This is a genomic window from Nonomuraea sp. NPDC050547 (assembly GCF_044457345.1).
Classification (GTDB): domain Bacteria; phylum Actinomycetota; class Actinomycetes; order Streptosporangiales; family Streptosporangiaceae; genus Nonomuraea.
The window spans coordinates 301,120-321,207 of sequence record NZ_JBITGW010000005.1 but is presented as its reverse complement, the minus strand read 5'-3'; the positions used below and the strand labels follow the sequence as shown (position 1 = coordinate 321,207).

Genomic DNA, 20,088 nt, shown 5'->3' with positions numbered 1-20,088 from the left:
GCGCACAATCGCGGTGACCCCTGCCCGGTTAGGGGTGTGCCCGTCCCGGTGCCGCGTAGCAGGCTCGCAGTTCAGAAGGCCCGATCCGGAGCACTCACTCAGCAGGTGAATCCCCGGTGAACGACCATGAACGGAGACCCCCATGTTCAGGCGCATCCTCCTCGTACCGGCCCTGTTATCCGTCCTGGCCACCCCTGCTCAGGCGCAGACCGCCGCCACGCCGCCGCCGTCGTTGCGCATCCTGCTCACGAACGACGACGGTTACCAGGCTCCGTTCACCCTTCAGCTCCGCCAGGCCCTCGTCGCCGCCGGTCACGAGGTCACGATCGTCGCCCCGGCCGGTGACTCCAGCGGCGTCGGCACCTCGATCAACATCAGGTTCGGCACCACCGTGGAGGCGGCCGAGATGTCGCCCGGGGTGTGGGCGATCGCCGGCAGCCCCGCCGACGCCGTCTCCTTCGGCATCCGCACGGTCTTCGCCGGCGACCCGCCCGACCTGGTCGTCTCCGGACCCAACCAGGGCGAGAACGTCGCGGCCGCCGTCAACCACTCGGGCACCGTCGGCGCCGCGATCACCGCTCTGGAGGTGGGCATCCCCTCCGTCGCGCTGAGCACGGCCCGCGCGGGTTCGGCCTTCCCCAGCGCGGCCAGTTCGATCGCCTTCGGCGTCAAGCTCGTCAACCGCCTGGCCACCACCGCACGCAACGGCCGCCTGCTGCCCGCGTACACCGCCCTGAACGTCAACTACCCGGCGGTCCCGACGGGCGAGGTCAAGATGGCCCGCCTGGGCAGGATGCTGCCCATCACCGTCGACTACCTCCCCGCGACCGACGCGTGCCCGCGCTGCTACCGCCTCGCGCCGCTGACGGCCACCGCCCCCGACCCGGTCCCGGACGCCGACCGCACGCTCCTGTCGAGCGGCGCCGTCACCGTCACCCCGCTGACCTCCTCCTGGGAGGCCGGTCCCGTGGTCACCTCACGCCTGACCGACCGCCTCGAAGGCCTCACCCCCTAACGGGAAAAATCTTGAAATGAGGTGTCACAACCGCGAGGGCTGTCCCGTCTATGTGGGTGAACAACCACTCAAGAAGGACGTGGACGTCATGAGGAAGCAGATTCTGATCGTCGGCGGCGGATATGTCGGCTTGTACACCGCTCTGGGGTTGCGCAAGCTGGTGCGTACCGGCGAGGCGGAAGTGACGATCGTCGACCCTCGCGGCTACATGACCTACCAGCCGTTCCTGGCCGAGGCGGCAGGCGGCCAGATCGAGCCGAGGCACGTGGTGGCGCCGCTCAACCGGGTGCTGCCCCGCATGAGGGTGCTGACCGGCAAGATCACCAACGTCGACCACGACGAGCGTGTCGCCACCTTCCAGCCCGTCCAGGGCCGCCCCTATGAGATCGCCTACGACATCGTGGTCATGGCCACGGGTTCGATCACCAGAGGGCTGCCGATCAAGGGCCTGGCCGAGCACGCCGTCGGCTTCAAGACCGTCGGCGAGGCCGTGCACCTGCGCAACCACGTGCTCGCCCAGCTGGCCGCCGCCGCCTCGACCGACGACCACGACGTGCGCCGCAGGGCGCTGACGTTCGTGGTGGTCGGCGGCGGGTTCGCGGGCGTGGAGGCGCTGGCCGAGATGCAGGGGCTGGCCGACGACGCGTTGCGCTACCACCCGCAGATCCGGCGCGAGGAGCTCAGCTGGACACTGGTCGAGGCCACCGGCCGCATCCTGCCCGAGATCCACGAGGACCTCGGCGTCTGGACGGCGAAGGCGCTGCGGGAACGCGGCGTCGACGTGCGCCTCGACACGCGGCTCACCTCGGCGGAGGACGGCGTCGCCACCATGAGCGACGGCACCGCCCTGGACGCCGGCACGATCGTCTGGGCCGCCGGCGGCCGCCCGAACCCGCTCGCCGCCACCAGCGGCCTGCCCGTCGACCGGACCGGCCGGATCCTCGCCACGGAGTACCTCGCCGTGGAGGGCCTGGCCGACGCGTTCGCGGCCGGCGACGGCGCGGCGGTGCCCGACCTCACCAGCCCGGGCGCCTTCACCGCGCCGAACGCCCAGCACGCGGTACGGCAGGCCAAGCTCCTCGGCCGCAACATCGTCGCCTATGTCAGGGGCCGCAAGCTGAAGGCCTACAAGCACGCCTACCTCGGCTCGGTCGCCGGACTCGGCCACCACCAGGGCGTCGCCCAGGTCTACCGGCTCAGGCTCACCGGGTTCCTCGGCTGGGTGGCGCACCGGGCGTACCACCTGGCCTGGGTGCCGACCTTCAACCACAAGGCGAAGGTGCTGGCCGACTGGACGCTCGCGATGTTCTTCCGCCGCGAAGCCGTTCAGCTGAGCGGTCTCGAGCACCCGGAGAAGGACTTCCACGAGGCCCTGGCCACCCAGGCCCAGGTGGACCGGGCGGCGTGAGCGTCAGCCGGTGTAGCCGGGGAACAACAGGGACAGTTCACGCGGGTAGGTCGCGATCAGGCGCAGTTCGTCGTCGGTGAGCGGCCTGCCCGTCATCGCGTTGCAGAGCTGCACCACCCGGAACGCCAGGTCCTCCTCGGCCACCTCGACACCGAGCCCCTCGATGACATGCCGGAACCCGGCCTTGCCGCCGTACTCGCCGGTCAGCACGACCCGCCCGTCCCGCGCGTGCCAGTCCGCGGGGAAGGGGCCGAGCGACGCCTCGTCGTAGAGCTCGTAGTTCCCGTGATCCTTGAGCGCGCCGTCCGCGTGGATGCCGCTCTCGTGCGCGAACGCGTTACGCCCCACCCCCACCTGGTTGTACGGCAGCGCCTGCCCGAAGGCGTAGGCCGCCCACAACCCGAACCTCCTGGCCCACGACAGATCGAGTTCGTCGCCGATCTCCGCCTTCTCCAGCCCGAACCCGTGCCGGAACGCCAGGATCGTGGAGAGCAGGTCGGCGTTGCCCGAACGTTCGCCGATGCCGTTCACGCACGTGTTGATCCACGCGTCCTGCCCCGCCTCCAGATCCCCGAGCGCGCCGGAGACGGAGTTGGCCACGGCCATCCCGAGATCGTTGTGGCAGTGGGTCTCGACCGGCATGCCGGTGGCACCGGCCAGGCGGGCGAACCGCTCGCGGATCCGGCCGGGGGTGTCGCCGCCGATCGTGTCGCAGTACCGCACGCGATCGGCCCCGGCCTCCTTCGCCGCCAGCGCGAACTCCAGCAGGAACCCGTCGTCGGTGCGCGAGCCGTCCTCGGCGTTGACCCCGACGGTCTCGGCCCCGGCGCTCTTGGCCGCGCGCACCGCCGCCGTCATCTCCCGGATGATCGCCTCCCGGTCGAGGCGCCCCTGGAACTTGTTCTGGATCATGTAGTCCGAGGTGGAGATGGACAGGTTGTAGTGCGTCAGCCCGAGCGGCGCCGCCTTCTCCACGTCCCGCGCGACTCCCCGGCACCAGCCCGACAGCCGCAGCCCCCCGAACGCGCCGGCCCGCGCGAGCGCCACCTGCGCCCGCACATAAGGCACCTCGTGGAACAGAAAGGGGAACCCGATCTCCGACTGCGCCACCCCGAGCTTGCCCAGGTAGAAGTTGACCATGGTCTTGCCGAACTTCGACAGGCCCGTGCGCGCGGTCTGCACGCCGTCCCGGTTGGTGACGTCGAGGAAATGAACCTTTGGCATGTCCTCAACGTTGACACGCGTTCTCAATATGGATCAATATTGATTTTCATCAACGTTGAGGGAGGTTCGGCCATGGACTGGATCGACGCCGCCACGGCGGCCGACCGCCTCGGGGTCAAGCCCGCGACCCTCTACGCGTATGTCAGCAGGGGCGTCCTGAAGCGCCGTCATGACGGCAGGCGCAGCATGTTCGACGCCGCCGAGATCGAGCAACTGGCCCGCCGCGGCCGCCCGCGAGGCCAGCCGCCGGAGCTGGTGATCGAGTCCTCCGTCACGGCTTTGGGCCTCGACCGCCCGTACTACCGAGGCCACGACGCCCTGACGCTGGCCCGCACCCACCCCTTCGAATCGGTCGCCGAACTCCTGTGGACCGGCTCCCCGGGCATGTGGCCGGCTGACCCGTCCGCCTCACAGGGCGGTCGGGACACGACGCGCCATGAAGCCGCGGACCCGGGCGGTAGGGGGCTCTCACGACGTGAGGAGGCCGATCGGGGCCGCGCCGCGCGAGCGGCGGAGGTTGATCGGGGCGGCGCTTCTCGAGGGGTGGAGCCGGGTGGGTGGGCAGGGGAGGTGGGGGCGTTGCGGGCGGCGGTGGCCGCTCAGCGGGGTCTGCCGGCCGAGCTTCTGCCGCTGGACCGGCTGCAGGTGATCGTCACCGTGCTCGGCGCCTCGGACAGCCTGCGGCATCAGCTCGACCCCGTCTCCGTGGCGGCCACCGGACGCCGCCTCATCTCCGGCCTGGTAGACGCGCTGCCCCTCGTGGGGGCGGAGAGCGCGACGGGGTCGATCGCCGAGCGGTTGTGGCCGCGGCTGACCGGACGCGAACCCACCCCCGCCCTCGTGGACGCTCTGCGCGCCGCCATGGTCCTCCTCGCCGACCACGAACTGGCCGCCTCCACCCTGGCCGCCCGGGTCGCCGCCTCCGCGAAGGCCGACCCGTACGCGGTGGTCCTCACCGGGCTGGGCGTTCTGGGCGGCCCGCTCCACGGCGGCGCCTCCTACGGGGCCGAGCGCATGCTGGCCGAGATCACCGACCCCGGCCTGGCGCCGCGCGTGATCGGCGAGCGGGTACGGCGGGGCGAACGCATTCCCGGCTTCGGCCACAGTGTGTACAACAACGGCGACGCCAGAGGCGCGGCCCTCCTGGACCTGGTGGAATCGGCCGCCCCCGGCCACGACCGGGTGGCCGCGGCCCGAGCCGTCCTGTCCGAGACCCGCCGCCGACGGCTCCCTGAACACAACATCGACATGGCGCTGGCCACGTTGGCGGCGGTGGCGGGCATGGTCTCCGGGGCGGGGGAGGCGGTGTTCGCGATCGCGAGAACGGCGGGCTGGCTGGCCCACGCGATGGAGGAGTACAGCAAGGGCACCCTCCTCCGCCTCCGAGCCTCCTACACCGGCCCACCCCCGATCCACGCCACATGACAACCCCGACCCACTCCACAACCCGACCCACAACGCTCGGGACAACCACGCAAACGCCCCGATCGGGGCCGGTAGCGGAACCTGCCACAACCTCTCGAAACGCGTGCCGATCAGGCCCGGCAGCGAGCCGGGGCAACCGATCGAGCCCATGCTGCGAACCCGGGCAACCGCCCCGGTTCACGTGAGGGCTCCGGGTGACCAGACCGGCGCCGATCTGGCTCACGTCACACCAGGTGCCCGGCCGAGGGGGCGTCGTGGCGGCGGGAGTGCTGTCCGACGTGAGAAGCGCCCGACGATCGGCGCCCGCCGACGTCGGCGGGAGGCGTGGGGGCGGCTTGCCGTAACGGATGGGAGAAAGCGCAACCAGAAGCCTTAATATCCCCGGGTGCGGCGGGAGGCGGGGCGGATGCGGCGGGCCAGGTCGCGGCCGCGGAAGGCGCGGAGGATCTCCGCGCCCATGATGACACCCGCGCCGATCCCCAGCGCGATCGACAGCGCCTCGATCAGGTGCAGCGTCCCCCGCGACAACTCGCCCAGACTCATCTCCAGCATCCCCTTGTACAGCACCGACCCCGGCAGCAACGGCCCGATCGCCGGGATCACGAACACCATCGACGGCACCTTCACCCGCCGCGCGAACGCCGTCCCCAGCAGCCCGATCACCGCCGCCGCCACCGTCGTGGCCACCACCGCGGGCAGCCCCCGCCATGTCAGGAACACGAACGTCACCCAGATCAGCAACCCGCCCAACGCCCCCTGCACCAGGTACCGCGGCGGCACGAGCAGCGCGACCGCGAACGTCAGGCTCACCCCGAACGCCCCCAGCAACTGCGGCGTGTCCAGCGACAGCGGCGCCGTCGGGACGTTGTCCACGCTGATCGGCACCCCGAGCTGCAACGCGAACGCGAGTATCGAGCTGATGCCCGAGATTACCGCCGCCACGATGAACACGACCTCGGTGAGCCGGGCGGTCGCCGTCACGTACTCGCCGGCGATGCCGTCCTGCACGCACGCCACCAGCGGCCGCCCCGGCAGCAGCGCGATCACCGCGCCGACGACGACCGCCGACGACTGCACCGGCACCTCGCCCCAGATCAGCAGCACCGCGATGAGCGCGCCGAAGCTGGCCGCGACCGCGAGCTGGAAGAACTCCGCCACCCCGCGCCGCCCCAGCCACGCGCCCGCCCGGTCGCCGAGGATCGTGGCCGCGAACGCCGCCGCCGCGACGATCGGCCCGCCGCCGATCAGCACCGCCGCCGACGCCGAGATGAGCGCCAGCGAGCAGACCACCGCCCATTCCGGGTACACCTTGACCCGCCGGGTGATCTCCCGCAGCCGTCCCTCCGTCTCGGCCAGCGACAACCCCTCGGACGTGATCTCGCCGACCAGCACGTGGACGGCGATGAGCCGGTCGTAGTCGGGCTGGCGGCGGCGTACCCTGCGCTCGGCGGTGGCGGCGGCGCGGCCGTCCTCGGGCACGTGCGACAGCGTGATCGCCGACAGGTTGACGTCGGCCTCCACGTTGCGCAGGCCGTAGGACTCCAGGATCCTGCGCATGGCGCCGCCGACGTTCTCGGTCGCCTCGCCGCTGCCGAGCAGCAACTCGCCGACGCGGAGCGCCAGGGCCATGGCCCGATGCCCGTCGGCATCGGAGGCGGTGTACGTCATCGGACTCGGACGCTAGCCGCCCGCCACGCCACCGCCCCGCAGGCACACCGTGGGGCCGCCGGATCTTTATGAGGCGGGCCGCTCCACGTAGGAGGCCAGCGCGCGCACGCGTTCCGCGTGCTGGTCGTGCCCGATGATCACCGGCGGTTCGTTGTACGGCATGGCGTCCGAGGACCGCCGCAGCTTGATGTACTGCCCGCACGCGTCGATCGCATAAGGCTCCATGTCATCCTGCAGCGCGCCGATCACCGTGATCCCGTACGTCTCGCCGATCCGCCGGAACAGCGCCACCGCCTCCCGCCGGTGCTCCTTGCCCAGGTTGCGGCCGAGCTCGTCGAGCACCAGGCACAGGTGCCCGCCCCCGGAGGAGGCGATCGCCGCCGCGCACACCAGCTTGACCGCCTTCTCGTCCATGAGCGCGGTGTTGGCCCGCCGGTTGTACGGCACGAACCCCTGCCCGTCGCCCCGCCGCCACTTCGGCGTGACCCGCCACTGCCAGCGCTGCTCCGGGTCGGCGGGCGGCGGCGGCACCGGGAACTCCAGCGTCGCCCCGTAACCGCCGTACCCGGTGTCGAGCTTGTCGAACTCCTCCGCCACCCGCGTCAGCCGCGCCTTGATCGCCGCCGTCAGCGCCGCCCGGTGCACGGCCGTCGACTGCGCCGCCTCCTCCGCGCCCTTGTCGGCCGCGGCCAGGTCACGCTGCCGGGAGTCGACCTGCGCCTCGATCTGGCGGCGCTGGTGCTTCTCGTACTCCTCCTGCCCACGCAGGTAGGAGGCCAGCGCGCCGCAGACCGCAGCGAACGTCGCCTGCTCGCGCGCCGTGCTGCCCGCCCGTTCGGCCAGCAGGAAGGCCAGCTCCTCCGGGACCTCGGCGTCCTCCTCCGGGAACGTGTCCCGCTGCGCCTGGTCGAAGTGGCGCTCGGCCATCCGCCACCACTCGTCGGCGCCGCGCGGGCGCTCCTCCTCCGGCAGCGCCTCGATCCACTCGCGCGCGCCGTCGGCGGTGCCGCCCCAGTCGGCGGCCAGCGCGTCGAGCTTCAGGGCCTCGCGGTCGGCGGCCACCCGCCGGTCCTGCTCGTTCGCCTGGCCGCGCTCGCCCTCGTGCCGCTGCCTGCGCCCCTCCATCCGCTCGATCTCCATGTCGCGGGTACGCGCGCGGAAGTCGAGCGATCCGGCCAGCCGCTCGGTCTCGGCCACCTTCGGGGTGACCTCCTCGACCGCCGACGTGAGCTCGGCCAGCTTGGCGCGCCGTTCGGCCAGCCGCGCCTCGATCTCGGCCAGCCGCACCGCCGCCTTGGCGCCTTCCAGCCGCCGCTGCGCCTGCGCCACCGCACCCTCGGCATCGTGTACGGCCTGCGTCGCCGACTCCTGCGTGTCCTTGGCCCGGTTGAGCCGGTGCTCGGCGGCCTTGATCCGCGCCTCGCGCCCGGTGGCGACCCCGTCGAACGCGCCGACCACGCTCACCCCGGCCGAGGAGACCAGCACCGACCCCGGCAGCTCGGCCAGCGCGGCCGCCGCGGCCTCCAGCCGGTCGGCGTCCACGATCACCGCGTGCTCGTTCGGCCACCCGCGCAACCCGGCCAGGACCAGCCCCTCCACCTCCGGGCCGTGGGCGTGGTCGCGCGCCTGTTCGGCGACGTCGAGGGCGTCGAGCAGGCCGGTGGCGTCGAGACCGGCGGCCGACAGGGCGTTGAGCTGGGCCGCCGCCGGGCCGCCTTCGGCGTCGTCCAGCGCCGCCTGGGCGGAGGCCACCTCGCGGTCGGCGACGCCCAGGCCCTTCAGCGCCTCGTTCAGCCGCAGCCTGGCCTCGCCCACCTCCCGCTCGGCGGCCGGGACGTCCCGGCCGTCGGCGAAGCGCCGCGTCTCCTCCAGCGCCGGGATCCGGCCGCGCAGCTCGTCGGCGGAGTTGGCGGCCACCGCCCGGTCGGCGTCGAGCTTGGCCGCCCTGGCCTGCAGCGCGGCCAGCTCCTTCCGCGCCTCGCCCACCTTCCTGTCGAGCGTGTCGTCCTTGAGCGTGGCGATCTCCGCCTTGACCATGGCGATCGCCCCTGCGGCCTTCTCGGCCGCCTCCTGGTGGCGGGCCGACTCCGCCGCCAGCAGTTCGTCCTTGGCCGCGGCGTCGGCCAGCTTTCTGGCCTGGCGGCCCCGCCAGCAGCGCAGCGCCTCGGCCAGCCGTACGCGGGCCTGGTCCCTGCGGTCGAACGTGGTCAGCAACGCCTTCGACTCGGCCTCGAACTCGGCCAGCCGTTCGCCCGCCTGGGCCGCGCGCACCCGCTTGGCGTGCTCGTCGCGACGGGCCTCGCGCTCCTGCTCCAGCTCAGTGTCCAGGCCGGTGAGGGCGGCGATCGCCTCGAAGACGCGCTCCGGGGAGATCTCGTTGAGCGGCTGCGACAGCAGGTTCGTGGCCACCTTGCTCCGCACCGACGTCGACAGGAACGACACGCAGCGCACCCGGTCGCCGTAAAGGACCTTGGTGAGGTCGCGGGCCACCACGTCGCGGCGTCCGGCCGACTTCGGCAGCGCGTTCCACATGTCGTCGGCCCTGGCCACCCGCTCCGCCTCGGACGCCGCCGCGGCCAGGTGCACCCCCTCCCGCCAGCGGACCTCCAGGTGCGGGGCCTCCTGGTTGACCCGCAGCCACACGGTCACCGCGCCCCCGGTCGGCACCTGGAACAGCTCCCCGGTCTCCATCTCCGCCGAGATCAGCTCGCCGGACCCGCCCTCGTCGTCGGCGGCGGCAGGCGTGCCGGAGTCGAGCGCGGCGAGATCGGCGTCGGCACCGGGCGGGCCGAAGACGCCGACGATGTAGCCGTGGTCGGCGCTGGCCCACTGCTTGCCGCCGGCCCCGCTGGCCAGCTCGGCGTTGAACAACAGCTCCGACACCGCCTTCGCCCCCGAGGCGAACCGCCACTGCTCGTCCCCGAGCAACGCCGTGATCGAGGCGATGAACGATGACTTGCCCGCCCCGTTGGAGTCCTTCGGCCCGGCCCCCGCCACCACGATCAGCGTCCCCGGCACGGTCGGCACGGGGTGCGTCGAAAGCCGGGAGATGTTGACCGCCTGCACGGCGATCAGGACCCGGTCCCCGACGACGTTCTCCACCTGCGACACCCTCAACCCCCGAGATTCATCCAACGACCAGCCCAACCCAACCCACCCACACCCCAACCCCCACCCACGCCCGCGTGGCGATGCCCGTCCGCGAGGCGATGCCCGCCCAGGCGGCGGCACGCGTCCGCGTGGCGATGCCCGTTCGTGTGGTAGCGCCCACTTGTGTGGCGATGTCCGGTCGCTGTCACGATGCGGACCTTCTCGCGCGTACGGCTCCCGCCAGCGGCGTGTGCGGCCCGGCAGCCAGGATCAGCTCCTCCTGCAGCCGCCGCCTGGCCGCAGGGGTGAGCCGGTGGAACTGGGGTCCGGGCACGTACCCGCCCGCCTCCTCACCGGCCTTCACCTGCCCCAGCAGCCCGGCGTGCCGCAGCGCGCGCAGCGCCGACTCCAGCTCGCCGATCGGCAGCTGGGTGTGGCGGCGCAGCTCGTCCACCGGCGTCGGGAACGGCGACAGCCACGTGTCCTCGGGCAGCGCCCCCTCCGCGCGCGGGATCGCCACCGAGTGCACCAGCACCAGCGTCAGCACCGCCCGCTCACTCTCGCCCAGCCCGCCCTCCGCCCGCGCCGCCTCGGCCGCCGTCGCGTCGTCGTAGCCGGAGGTCCAGCGCTCGTGCTGCTGGATGAGGGTACGGCCGCGCCGTCCCAGCATCTCGCCCAGCGTGTGCCGCATGGCGGGGTCGCGCAACGCGGCGAACCTGGCCTCCTGGACAGGCTCCGCCGCATGCTCCAGCACCATGTAGGCGCCGACCAGCTCGGCCCGGCGCCGCTCGTCATAACTGGACAGCAGGTCGTCGAACCCGGCCTCCCCGCCCTCGACCAGCCCGCCAGGCTCGGCGGTTGTTCCGGCCACGAGGTCCTCGTCGGCGACCACGGTCAGTTCGTCGCGCTCCGGCTCGGGCAGCCTGCGGACGAGCTCCTTGAGCTGGGCGAACGACTCGACCGGCCAGAGGGCGCAGCGGGGTCCCAGACGTACCACGCCGTCGGAAAGAACGATCCAGGAGGAGTCGTGCAGGCGGCGCAGCGCGCCGACGGCCCAGTTGCGCATCAGGTCGTCGGAGCGTCCGATCAGCGCCCGGTAGGTGTCGAGCACCTGCTCGGCCGGGGCCGCGACGCCCGGCCACGGGTCGGCGGCCAGGTCGGTCCAGCAGCACTTCAGGCAGGCCGCCAGCACGCGGCGCGCCTCACCGGCCCGCTCGACCGGCATCGGCGCCACCTGCTGCTCCTCCAGCAGGGACGGCGTCGCCCCGTCCGGCCAGACGGGCACCGCCAGCCCGGTGCTGTCGTGGTGTGTCAGCCGCATCATGCCCACCGGCGCCGGAGCCCCGGCCCCGAGCCGCAACGGCCCACCGGAGCGCGCCCGCACATGCGCCACCGCCACAGACCCGCCGCCCGCCCGCCCCGCCACCGCCTGCCGTGCGCCACTCGCGCGCCCAGCCTCCACCCGTGGCGCGGCGTTCACGTGCACTGCCCTGGCCTGCGGCGTGGTGCTCGCGGGCCCCGCCTCGGTCGGCGGCGCCTCGCCGGCCGGCCCCGTGGTGGTCTGCGGCGTGGCGCTCGTGGGGGCTGGTTCGGCCGGGGGTGTGGTGCCGGGGGTGGGGTCTGTTGTCATGGGGTGCGCTCCAGGAAGCCGTGCGAGAGCCAGGCGGGTTCGCGAGCCGGGTCGACCGAGAGCTCGTCGGACCAGGTCAGGCGGTAGGGGAGCTCGGGGCGCAGGTCGATGCTGGTGAGGTCGGCCAGCAGGCGGCGTACCGAGGACCAGTCGGCGCCGACCGCGTCGGCCAGGCGCACGCGGGCGGCACCGGCCAGGAGGGACTCGGCGACCTCCGTCAGCCGCTGGACGACGGCGTCGGCCGGGCCGTCGAGGGAGTCGGCGGGGCCGGGGTCGGGCAGGTCGGAGCGCGGGGGAGTGGGCTGGGCGGGCACCGGGCGCGGTGCCTCGTCGACGGCGCGGGCGATCGCGGCCGGATCGTGCCACGGCGCGGGCGCGTCGAAGACGAACCCGTCCAGGACGGCGGCCAGGCGCTCGCGGGAGGCGGTCTGGGAGAAGGTACGCCACGTCTCGGTGGGCAGCAGCGTCAGGTTGCGGGTGGTGCCGGCGGAGTCGGCCAGGCGCCCGGCGGCGCGGCGGCTGGCGTCGCTGTAGGAGTAGATGGCGGCGCGCAGGTCGGTGCAGGTGCGGTCGAGGTCGGGCCAGCGGGTGAGGATGGTGCCGTGCAGGCTCTGCGCGCGCCGGGCGATCTCCTCGGTGCCCCAGAGCTTGGGCGCCTGCTCGCGCAGTTCCTCGATGGTGCCGGTGGTGAGGGTGATCAGCTCCAGGGCCCACAGGCGGAAGGCGCGCGCGAGGTTGGCGGCGCTCTGCCTGGCCTCCTCCATGGTGGTGCGCGGGTCTGCGACGTTGAGGTCTTCGAGTGCCAGCAGGCGGTGCATCTCGGACTGGCCGCCGTCGTCCATCATGCGGCGGATGAACATCAGCCCGACCACGCTGGTGAACGAGGCCCGGTAGCGCAGCTGGTTGGGTTTGGGGAAGACCTCGCGCACGGCGCCCAGCCCCTTGAGCACCCGCAGCCGGTTGTCGAACTGGTCGGCCGGGTAGGCGCGGCACACATGGCGCATCTGCTCGTGCGTCAGCCACTCCTCGCCCGCCTCGGCGAACGCGCCGAACAGCGTCTCGGCGATGTCGACCAGGGCCGGGTCGTCGACCACGGCTCCGCTGTCGCGGGCCAGCGCGGCGAACATCCGGCGGTAGGTCGACAGCACCGCCTCCTCGGAGAGCGCGGCGTCGAGGGTCAGGGGCTGATCAGGCACGCGAACTAAGGTACGGCTTCGCACCGACACTCTGGCACCGGACGCGGCACGCCGTACCGAAGACACCAGGGCCACCACCCGCGACACACCCAAGCCGAAGCCCGCGACACACCAGAGCCGAAGCCCATCCGAGGCCCGAAGGGGCCGCGCGTCAGATGCCGAACGAGCCCTTCGCGGCGCGCGCCCGCAGGACCAGGTCGATGGCGAAGCGCCGGTCCGGCTCGGTCAGGGCGTCGCCGAGGGCGCTCTCGAGCTGCCGCATCCGGTAGCGGACGGTCTGCGGGTGTACCTTGAGCTGCTCGCCGATGTCGGCCGCTGTGCCGCGGGTGGCCAGCCACACCCCGAGCGTCTCCAGCAGTCGTTCGCGCCGCCCGGTCGTGAACGAGCCGAGCGCCGTGAACTCGCGGCGCGCGATCTGCTCGGTGAGTTCGTGGTCGGCCAGCAGCCAGAGCGTGACCAGGTGGTCCTCGCAGCGCAGCAGCGGCGCGCCCGCGATGATCCCCTCGTCGGCCAGGGCGAAGACGCGCCGCGCCCACCTCATGGCCGAGGGCGCGCCGGCCAGCGGCACGGTGACGGAGATGACGGCGGACATGCCGCTCAGCAGGGATTCCAGGCGCCGCAGCCGCTCGCCGGCGATCTCGCCCGGATACAGCAGGCAGGGTTCGGCGCTGGCCCAGTCGGCCAGGACGCCGGGTTCGAGCGGGCGGCCCGGGTCGGCGGCGCCGGCGCGCAGCGCGACCAGCGTGATCTGCTCGGCGGGTGTCCAGGCGGCGCGGGCGGCACGCTCGGGTACGGCCCCGCCCCCGTCGAGTATGTGGCGCAGCAGCCTGGCCCGGCGCTCACGCAGGTCCTTGCTGGCTCTGGTCAGCTCCTCCTGATGACCGCGTACGGACTGCTCGGCGAGGTCGCCGATGAAGGCGATGATCGAGTCGCCCATCGTGGCCACGAGCGAGGGGTCGATGCCGTGCCGGTTGCCGACCTCGACGCTGCGCCGCCAGACCAGGCGCAGGCCGAGCCGGTAGGCGGCCTGGAGGCTGTCGAGGCTGCGGCCCTCGCGGGCTTCGAAGCGGCCGAGCTGGCGGCAGACGGCGTCGCGGGCCTCGAAGGAGGCGCTGGGGTCGGCGACCCGCTGGATGAACGAGGTCAGGATGCAGTCGACGCCGCGTCTCAGCAGCTGGCCGTGCTTGCCGGTGGTGCGGTGGGCGAACTCGGGTATCGACTCGCCGATCGCCAGGAGGACCTCGTCCACGATGCTGGGCACCTCTGGCCACATGATCTCGGCGAAGTGCGGCGGGATGGGGCCGGGTAAGTCACCCTGTTCAACGGTTTGCGTCAACAGTCACACCTCCCTCGCACGCCTTGTGACATGTGACACAACGAACATAGGGAAGAGCCCGGCCTCCGACAAGAGACCAGGCACTTCCTTGATCATCGAACCTTTCAGGGCACGATGTCGGTGTACTTCTTGAAGGATCCGTACTGCTGGAAGATCGCGGTGTTGCGACCGGCGGCGGCAGGGGTCCCCGCCTGGGAGTTCACGACCGCGTTCAGCAGGCCCAGGCCGAGCCCGCAGCTCTCCGCGCCCGGCACCGCGAAGGCGTTGTCCACGATCGTGGCCTTCTGGATCGGCGGGTTCGTGGACACCAGGACGGGCTTCACGCCGGAGATGGGCGTGTTGGGCGGTGGCGGGTTGGTCGTGCCGAGGATGAGGTTCAGCCGGAGGGGGTTCCGGTCGGAGCCGAGCCGGCAGTTGTGGCCGAGGACCGGGTTGATGATGCGGACCTTCAGCGCCATCTTCCATATCGGGCCGGGCACGACGTCGAACGAGCCCGCGTACTGGGGTTCGGCGTAGACGGCGGTCAGGATGGGGTCCCCGAAGATGCCCTTCCTGACCGTCATGCGCTCGGCGCGCAGCCGGCCGAAGACGGTGACCTGCTTGCGGGTGTCGGGGTCGAGGCCCGTGGCATAGGTGATCTTCATCGTCTTGTTGATGACCTGGTCGAACTTGCCGAGCACGAACTTCCCGCCGTTGACGATGATCACGTTGCACGTCCAGAACCGCGGATCGGCGCGGTCGGGCAGGTCGGGGCAGTCGGCGAAGTCGAACGCGGGGATGTCCTCCGCCTGGGCGGGGGCGGCCATCGCGGCGGGTGTCCCCATCATGAGCAGTGCGGCCAGGGCGGCTTTGGCTCGCTTCACTGGATTCCTCACGGGGCCTTGGTCGCGTAAAGCTTCTGGTCGTAGGTGCCGGAGTTGGGCACGGACTCGCCCTTGACCACCACGTTGGCGAAGGCCGCCGCGGCCTCGGGGCAGTACACGTCGTTGGTCTCGGTCGGCATCAGGTAGAACTGCTGCCCCTGCGCGCTGCCCTGGGCCTGGGCCAGTGCCGGGTCGGGGCGGTTGGGGTTGTCCGGGTTGTAGAGGTCGATCTCCAGGGTGGGCGTGTCGGCGGTGAGGCCGTAGTAGCAGGTCTGCGGCTCGGTGGTGACGGCCGGCATCTCGATCACGGCCTTGATCTTCACTCCGGGCTGGTTGCCGGGCAGCTTGAGGAAGGTGTCGCGGCTGTTGAGGTGGTCGTCGTCGTAGTAGATGGTGCCGCTGCCGTTGGTGTTCACGGTGGTGATGGTGGTGGTGCCGCCCTGGTTGTTCGGGCAGGCGCCGCCGGAGCCGTCGTTGTCGATCTGGACGTAGTTGACGTAGCCGCCGGTGCCGTTGGAGTTGACGCCGCCGCGCAGCTGGGCGTACTGGCACGTGGTGTCCACGAGGCCGATGAAGGGGGCGTTGCCGGAGAAGTACACCTCGCCGAAGCTCAGGGCCTGGATCTTCCCCGAGTACGCGGCCGCGGTGGCCGTGCCGGCGCGGATGACGGGGGTGGACTCGGCCGCGACCGCCGTGCCGGGCAGCAGAATCAGCGCGACGGCCGCGGCGGCTAACGGCGCTGACACCCGTGCGATGGATTTCATCGTGTGCCTCCATGAAAGGTGAGTGGTGACGAACGTCACAGAAACAGAAGAGAGTTCTGGCGTCAACAATTCGAATCCCTGAAATATGTATTGCTCAGCCAGTGACAAACAATGCGCGGTGAATTAGTCACCGGCTGCCAAGCGGAGCGTGCTCATCCGTTGACAAAGCCGCGCGGCGCGTTTATCAGCCGATGACAAAGGCTTGAAAAGCGAACGCGTTGTGCCCTACCGTGCCGCGGAAACCGCTGAAGGGACTGCCATGCGCTCAGCCGCGCCGTGGATCGCCGCAGGAATCCTCGCGACCATGTTCGGGTCCGGGGGAAGCGCCGCCACCGGGGCGCAGGGCCCCGTGTCGGACACCGTGTACGGGTGCAAGGTCGGCGCCTCGGCCACGAACCACCGCATCAGGATCCGCCTGACGGTCACGATGAAGAGCCCCGAGGCCGTCGGGGTGGACGTGCGCCCCGGACGCCTCAGCATGAAGATCGTCATGCCCCGCTCGATCCTCGCCGACCTCTCCGACCAGCCGGTGGACTCGCTGAGCGCCACCATCACCCCCAAGGTGGGCGCCGCCTTCAAGGCCGACGAGGGCGAGAGCCCGGAGCCCCGCGTGCTCGCCTGGCGGCAGGTGCGCAGCCCGGCCAAGAGCCCGGTCGCGGCCTCCGGCGAGGTACGGCTGACCGCCGCCACCTGGACCGCCGGCCAGCGCGGCGACGCGTTCAAGGCGGCCGTCCCGGGCGTCGCGACGTTCACCGCCTCGGCGCTGACCATGGTGCTGACCCCGCCCGCCGGCGGCGCCAAGACCGCGACCTGCGTGCCGGAGGCCGAGACCGTGCAGGCCAAGGTGGTCTTCCGCGGCCCGAAGACCGGCGAGGACTGCCCGCCGAACCCGGCCGCCACCGTGCTCAACCCCGACTTCGAGGTCCCGGAGGTGCCGCCGACCGCGGTGCCGGGACCCATCCCGCCCGCCATGGGCTGCGCCAAGCTCAAGGGCTTCTCCAACATCAAGAAGCTCGACGCCGGCGTCTCGGTCGAGTCGCTGTCGGCGGTGAAGAGCCTCAGCGGCTTCCGCTGGGTCGTGCCGAGGGACCCGCCGCCGGGCACGGTGCCGTGGCAGCGTCAGGACTACGTCGGTGAGAACCAGCCGGTCCGCGCCACCGGCACGTTCCTGACCTTCGGCTTCGTGCCGACCACCACGACGGTCGAGCTCACCCAGGTGGGCGCGGCCAACGTGCACCTCATCGACTCCTCCACCTCCGACGGCTCCGACGACCTGGCGGTGGCGGTCAACGCGCGCGTCACCATGCGCGTGCTCAAGGCCAGCGTGAACGGCCGGCCCATCGACGTCGGCCCGAAGTGCCGGACGGCCAGGCCGATCGATCTCAAACTCCGGGGCGGCGAGATGTACGACCCGCCCTACCAGGACAATCTCCTGGTCGGAGGCGTGCTGCGCGGGCTGGTGGAGATCCCGCCGTTCGCCGGCTGCGGCGTCGGCGAGGACATCAGCCGCCTGCTGACCGCCTCGGTCTCCGGCAAGGCCAACGAGATCCAGGTCAACCAGGGCGCCCTGTGCGGAACGGCCGGCGCCCCTTCCGCCCAATGCCCGCCCGAGGTAACCATCAACGGTAAGAAGGCGGGCTCGCGGAAGGGCTGAACCCATGCACCTTCATCGCCACTGGGTCGAGATCGAACGGATCGGCCTGGTGGTGACGCAGGCGTGCGCGCGGTGCGGCAAAACGCGGGTCAGGCTCGCCAGGAAAACCCGCACCCGATGACAAAAGGCGAATCCAAAATAATCAGGCGTTGACAGACGGCCTGACCGATGCGGAATCGTGTCTTTAGTCACTTGCCTCCCGATCGTCGCGATGAGTAACTTGCCCGCACGCAATGCCGCGACCGGTCAGGCGAGGTAATGGGAATCGAAGTGGTGGTCCAGGGACTGTCGAAGTCCTTCGGCGCGCAGACGATTTGGGAAGACGTCTCGCTGATTCTCCCCGCCGGGGAAATCAGCGTGATGCTCGGCCCTTCTGGCACCGGCAAAACGGTGTTTCTCAAATCCCTGATCGGCCTGATCAAGCCGGAAAGGGGGAAGGTCGTGGTCAACGGCGTCGACATGATCAACTCCCCGGACCGCCAGGTCTACGAGGCCCGCAAGCTCTTCGGCCTGATGTTCCAGGACGGCGCCCTGTTCGGCTCCATGAACCTCTACGACAACATCGCCTTCCCGCTGCGCGAGCACACCAGGAAGAGCGAGGCGCAGATCCGCGGGATCGTCCTGGACAGCATGGAGATGGTGGGCCTGGCGGGCGACGGGAAGAAGCTGCCCGGCGAGATCTCCGGCGGCATGCGCAAGCGCGCGGGCCTGGCCAGGGCGCTGGTGCTGGAGCCCGAGATCATCCTGTGCGACGAGCCCGACTCCGGCCTCGACCCGGTTCGCACCGCGTTCCTGTCGCAGGTGCTCATCGACCTCAACGCCCAGTTCGACACCACGATGCTGATCGTCACCCACAACATCGACATCGCCTCGACCGTCCCGGACAACCTGGGCATGCTCTACCGCCGCGAGCTGGTCACCTTCGGCCCCCGCGAGGTCCTGCTGACCAGCGACGACGAGGTCGTCCGGCAGTTTCTCAAGGGGGACGTCCGCGGGCCCATCGGCATGTCGGAGGAGAAGGACGCCGCCCTGCGGGCCATGGAGAGCGCCGTGCCGTACGGCGGCAGGAAGACGATCCCCGAGCAGCTCGCCCCCACGCCGGGGCTGCCCCCGCGCCAGGCCGTCTGGCGGCGCATGGACCGGGTCATGCGCATGCTGCCCGAACTCGCCCCCGCCGCCAGGGACGCGATCGTCTCCCGGCACCTGCCCGGCGTGAAGGAGTAGACGATGGCCTCGATCACCGGCGGCTTACGCCAGACGGGCAGGATGTTCGCCCTGGGCGGGTCCGTGCTCGGGCTGATGTTCCGGCGGCCGTTCCAGTTCGCGGAGTTCATCCAGCAGTTCTGGTTCATCACCAGCGTCACCATCCTGCCCGCCGCGCTGGTGTCGATCCCGATCGGCGCGGTCATCTCCCTGCAGGTCGGCTCGCTGGCCCAGCAGATCGGCGCCCAGTCGTTCACCGGCGCGGCCAGCGTGCTCGGCATGCTCCAGCAGATCAGCCCCATGATCGTGGCGCTGCTGGTGTCCGGGGCGGCCGGCTCGGCCATCTGCGCCGACCTCGGCGCCCGCACGATCCGCGACGAGATGGCCGCCATGGAGGTCATGAGCGTCAACCCCATCCAGCGGCTGGTGGTCCCCAGGGTGCTGGCCGCCATGGGCGTCGCGGTGCTGCTCAACGGCCTCGTCTCCGTCGTCGGCGTCGCGGGCGGCTACTACTTCAACGTCGTCATGCAGGGCGGCACGCCCGGCGCCTACCTGGCCAGCTTCTCCGCCCTGGCCCAGCTGCCCGACCTGTACATCAGCGAGTTCAAGGCGCTGCTCTTCGGCTTCATCGCCGGCGTCGTGGCCGCCTACCGGGGGCTCAACCCGGCCGGCGGGCCCAAAGGCGTCGGCGACGCGGTCAACCAGTCCGTCGTCATCACCTTCCTGCTGCTGTTCTTCGTGAACGTCGTGCTCACGGCGATCTACCTGCAGGTCGTCCCCTCGAAGGTCGGCTGATGCACACGAGAGTCCTCACCTGGCTGGACGAGCTCGGCGACCAGCTCGGCGTCTACATCCGGGCGCTGCTCTGGATCCCGGCCGCGCTCGCCCGCTACTTCAGGGAGATCCTGCGCCTGCTGGCCGAGGTCGCCTTCGGCAGCGGCGGCCTGGCCGTCATCGGCGGCACCATCGGCGTGATGGTCGCCATGACCCTGTTCACCGGCGTCGTCGTCGGACTGCAGGGGTACGCCGCCCTCGACCAGATCGGCACCGCCTCCTTCACCGGCTTCGTCTCCGCCTACTTCAACACCCGCGAGATCGCGCCCATCGTCTCCGGCCTGGCCCTGTCGGCCACGATCGGCGCCGGCTTCACCGCGCAACTCGGCGCCATGCGCATCAACGAGGAGGTCGACGCCCTGGAGGGCATGGGCATCCCGAGCCTGCCGTACCTGGTCTCCACCAGGATCGTGGCCGGGACCGTCGCGATCATTCCCCTGTACGGCATCGGCCTGATCAGCTCCTACCTGTCCTCCCGCATGGTCACCATCTGGGTCAACCAGCAGTCGGAAGGCACCTACGACCACTACTTCGGCGTCTTCCTGTCGCCCACGGACGTCCTGCTCTCCTTCCTCAAGGTGCTGATCTTCAGCGTCATGGTGATCCTGGCCCACTGCTACTACGGCTACCGCGCCGCCGGCGGGCCCGCCGGGGTGGGCGTGGCGGTCGGCCGGGCCGTACGGGCCTCGATCGTGCTGATCAGCGTCACCGACTTCTTCCTCAGCCTGGCCATCTGGGGCGCCACCACGACCGTGAAGATCACCGGATGAGGAGCGCG

Annotated in this window: 15 protein-coding genes; 7 read left to right on the top strand and 8 right to left on the bottom strand. The window is 71.4% G+C overall.

The genetic code is table 11. From position 1 onward, the window contains the following. Positions 1-142: 142 nt before the first annotated feature. Both surE and ACIBHY_RS15270 read left to right on the top strand, forming a co-directional pair. A complete protein-coding gene (gene surE / locus ACIBHY_RS15275) occupies positions 143-1,015 on the top strand; it encodes a 5'/3'-nucleotidase SurE (protein WP_397242973.1) in 873 nt (290 codons plus the stop codon). A gap of 88 nt (positions 1,016-1,103) precedes the next feature. Further along, a complete protein-coding gene (locus tag ACIBHY_RS15270) occupies positions 1,104-2,423 on the top strand; it encodes an NAD(P)/FAD-dependent oxidoreductase (RefSeq protein ID WP_397306953.1) in 1,320 nt (439 codons plus the stop codon). A gap of 3 nt (positions 2,424-2,426) precedes the next feature. Here the strand turns inward: ACIBHY_RS15270 and ACIBHY_RS15265 are convergent, their stop codons facing one another. Continuing rightward, complete coding sequence (locus ACIBHY_RS15265) at positions 2,427-3,647, bottom strand: LeuA family protein (protein WP_397306952.1); 1,221 nt, start codon at positions 3,645-3,647, stop codon at positions 2,427-2,429. 72 nt (positions 3,648-3,719) lie between these two features. On the opposite strand from ACIBHY_RS15265, the gene ACIBHY_RS15260 reads away from it, so the two are divergent. Continuing rightward, a complete protein-coding gene (locus ACIBHY_RS15260) occupies positions 3,720-5,072 on the top strand; it encodes a citrate synthase (protein ID WP_397306951.1) in 1,353 nt (450 codons plus the stop codon). 372 nt (positions 5,073-5,444) lie between these two features. On the opposite strand, the gene ACIBHY_RS15255 is transcribed toward ACIBHY_RS15260, so the two are convergent. From ACIBHY_RS15255 to ACIBHY_RS15225, 7 genes are all read right to left on the bottom strand, one after another. Beyond that, positions 5,445-6,740, bottom strand: coding sequence for a threonine/serine exporter ThrE family protein (locus ACIBHY_RS15255; protein ID WP_397242980.1), 1,296 nt, complete (start codon positions 6,738-6,740; stop codon positions 5,445-5,447). A gap of 66 nt (positions 6,741-6,806) precedes the next feature. Further along, positions 6,807-9,842, bottom strand: coding sequence for a chromosome partitioning protein ParA (locus ACIBHY_RS15250; RefSeq protein ID WP_397306950.1), 3,036 nt, complete (start codon positions 9,840-9,842; stop codon positions 6,807-6,809). A 193-nt stretch (positions 9,843-10,035) separates the two neighbouring features. Further along, on the bottom strand, positions 10,036-11,460 hold the full coding sequence (locus tag ACIBHY_RS15245; protein ID WP_397306949.1) for a hypothetical protein: 1,425 nt from the start codon (positions 11,458-11,460) through the stop codon (positions 10,036-10,038). Then, positions 11,457-12,656, bottom strand: a complete 1,200-nt coding sequence (locus tag ACIBHY_RS15240) for a hypothetical protein (RefSeq protein ID WP_397306948.1) — start codon at positions 12,654-12,656, stop codon at positions 11,457-11,459. Before ACIBHY_RS15240 ends, ACIBHY_RS15245 begins: the two co-directional genes overlap by 4 nt. Positions 12,657-12,807: 151 nt before the next feature. Beyond that, positions 12,808-13,992 carry a helix-turn-helix domain-containing protein gene (locus ACIBHY_RS15235; protein WP_397306947.1) on the bottom strand — a complete coding sequence of 395 codons (1,185 nt, stop codon included), beginning with the start codon at positions 13,990-13,992 and terminating at the stop codon, positions 12,808-12,810. A 104-nt stretch (positions 13,993-14,096) separates the two neighbouring features. Next, a complete protein-coding gene (locus ACIBHY_RS15230) occupies positions 14,097-14,855 on the bottom strand; it encodes a hypothetical protein (RefSeq protein WP_397306946.1) in 759 nt (252 codons plus the stop codon). 8 nt (positions 14,856-14,863) lie between these two features. Further along, positions 14,864-15,619, bottom strand: a complete 756-nt coding sequence (locus ACIBHY_RS15225; protein WP_397306945.1) for a hypothetical protein — start codon at positions 15,617-15,619, stop codon at positions 14,864-14,866. A 259-nt stretch (positions 15,620-15,878) separates the two neighbouring features. Here ACIBHY_RS15225 and ACIBHY_RS15220 point away from each other — a divergent pair, with 259 nt between their 5' ends. From ACIBHY_RS15220 to ACIBHY_RS15205, 4 genes are all read left to right on the top strand, one after another. After that, positions 15,879-17,273, top strand: coding sequence for a hypothetical protein (locus ACIBHY_RS15220; protein ID WP_397242994.1), 1,395 nt, complete (start codon positions 15,879-15,881; stop codon positions 17,271-17,273). Between the two features lie 258 nt (positions 17,274-17,531). Then, the gene (locus ACIBHY_RS15215; RefSeq protein WP_397242996.1) at positions 17,532-18,497 is read left to right on the top strand and encodes an ABC transporter ATP-binding protein; all 966 of its coding nucleotides are present in this window, start codon (positions 17,532-17,534) and stop codon (positions 18,495-18,497) included. Positions 18,498-18,500: 3 nt separating this feature from the next. After that, on the top strand, positions 18,501-19,271 hold the full coding sequence (locus ACIBHY_RS15210) for an MlaE family ABC transporter permease (protein ID WP_397242998.1): 771 nt from the start codon (positions 18,501-18,503) through the stop codon (positions 19,269-19,271). Then, complete coding sequence (locus ACIBHY_RS15205) at positions 19,271-20,080, top strand: MlaE family ABC transporter permease (RefSeq protein WP_397243000.1); 810 nt, start codon at positions 19,271-19,273, stop codon at positions 20,078-20,080. The genes ACIBHY_RS15210 and ACIBHY_RS15205 overlap by 1 nt, the downstream gene beginning before the upstream one ends. The last annotated feature ends 8 nt before the right edge of the window (positions 20,081-20,088 follow it).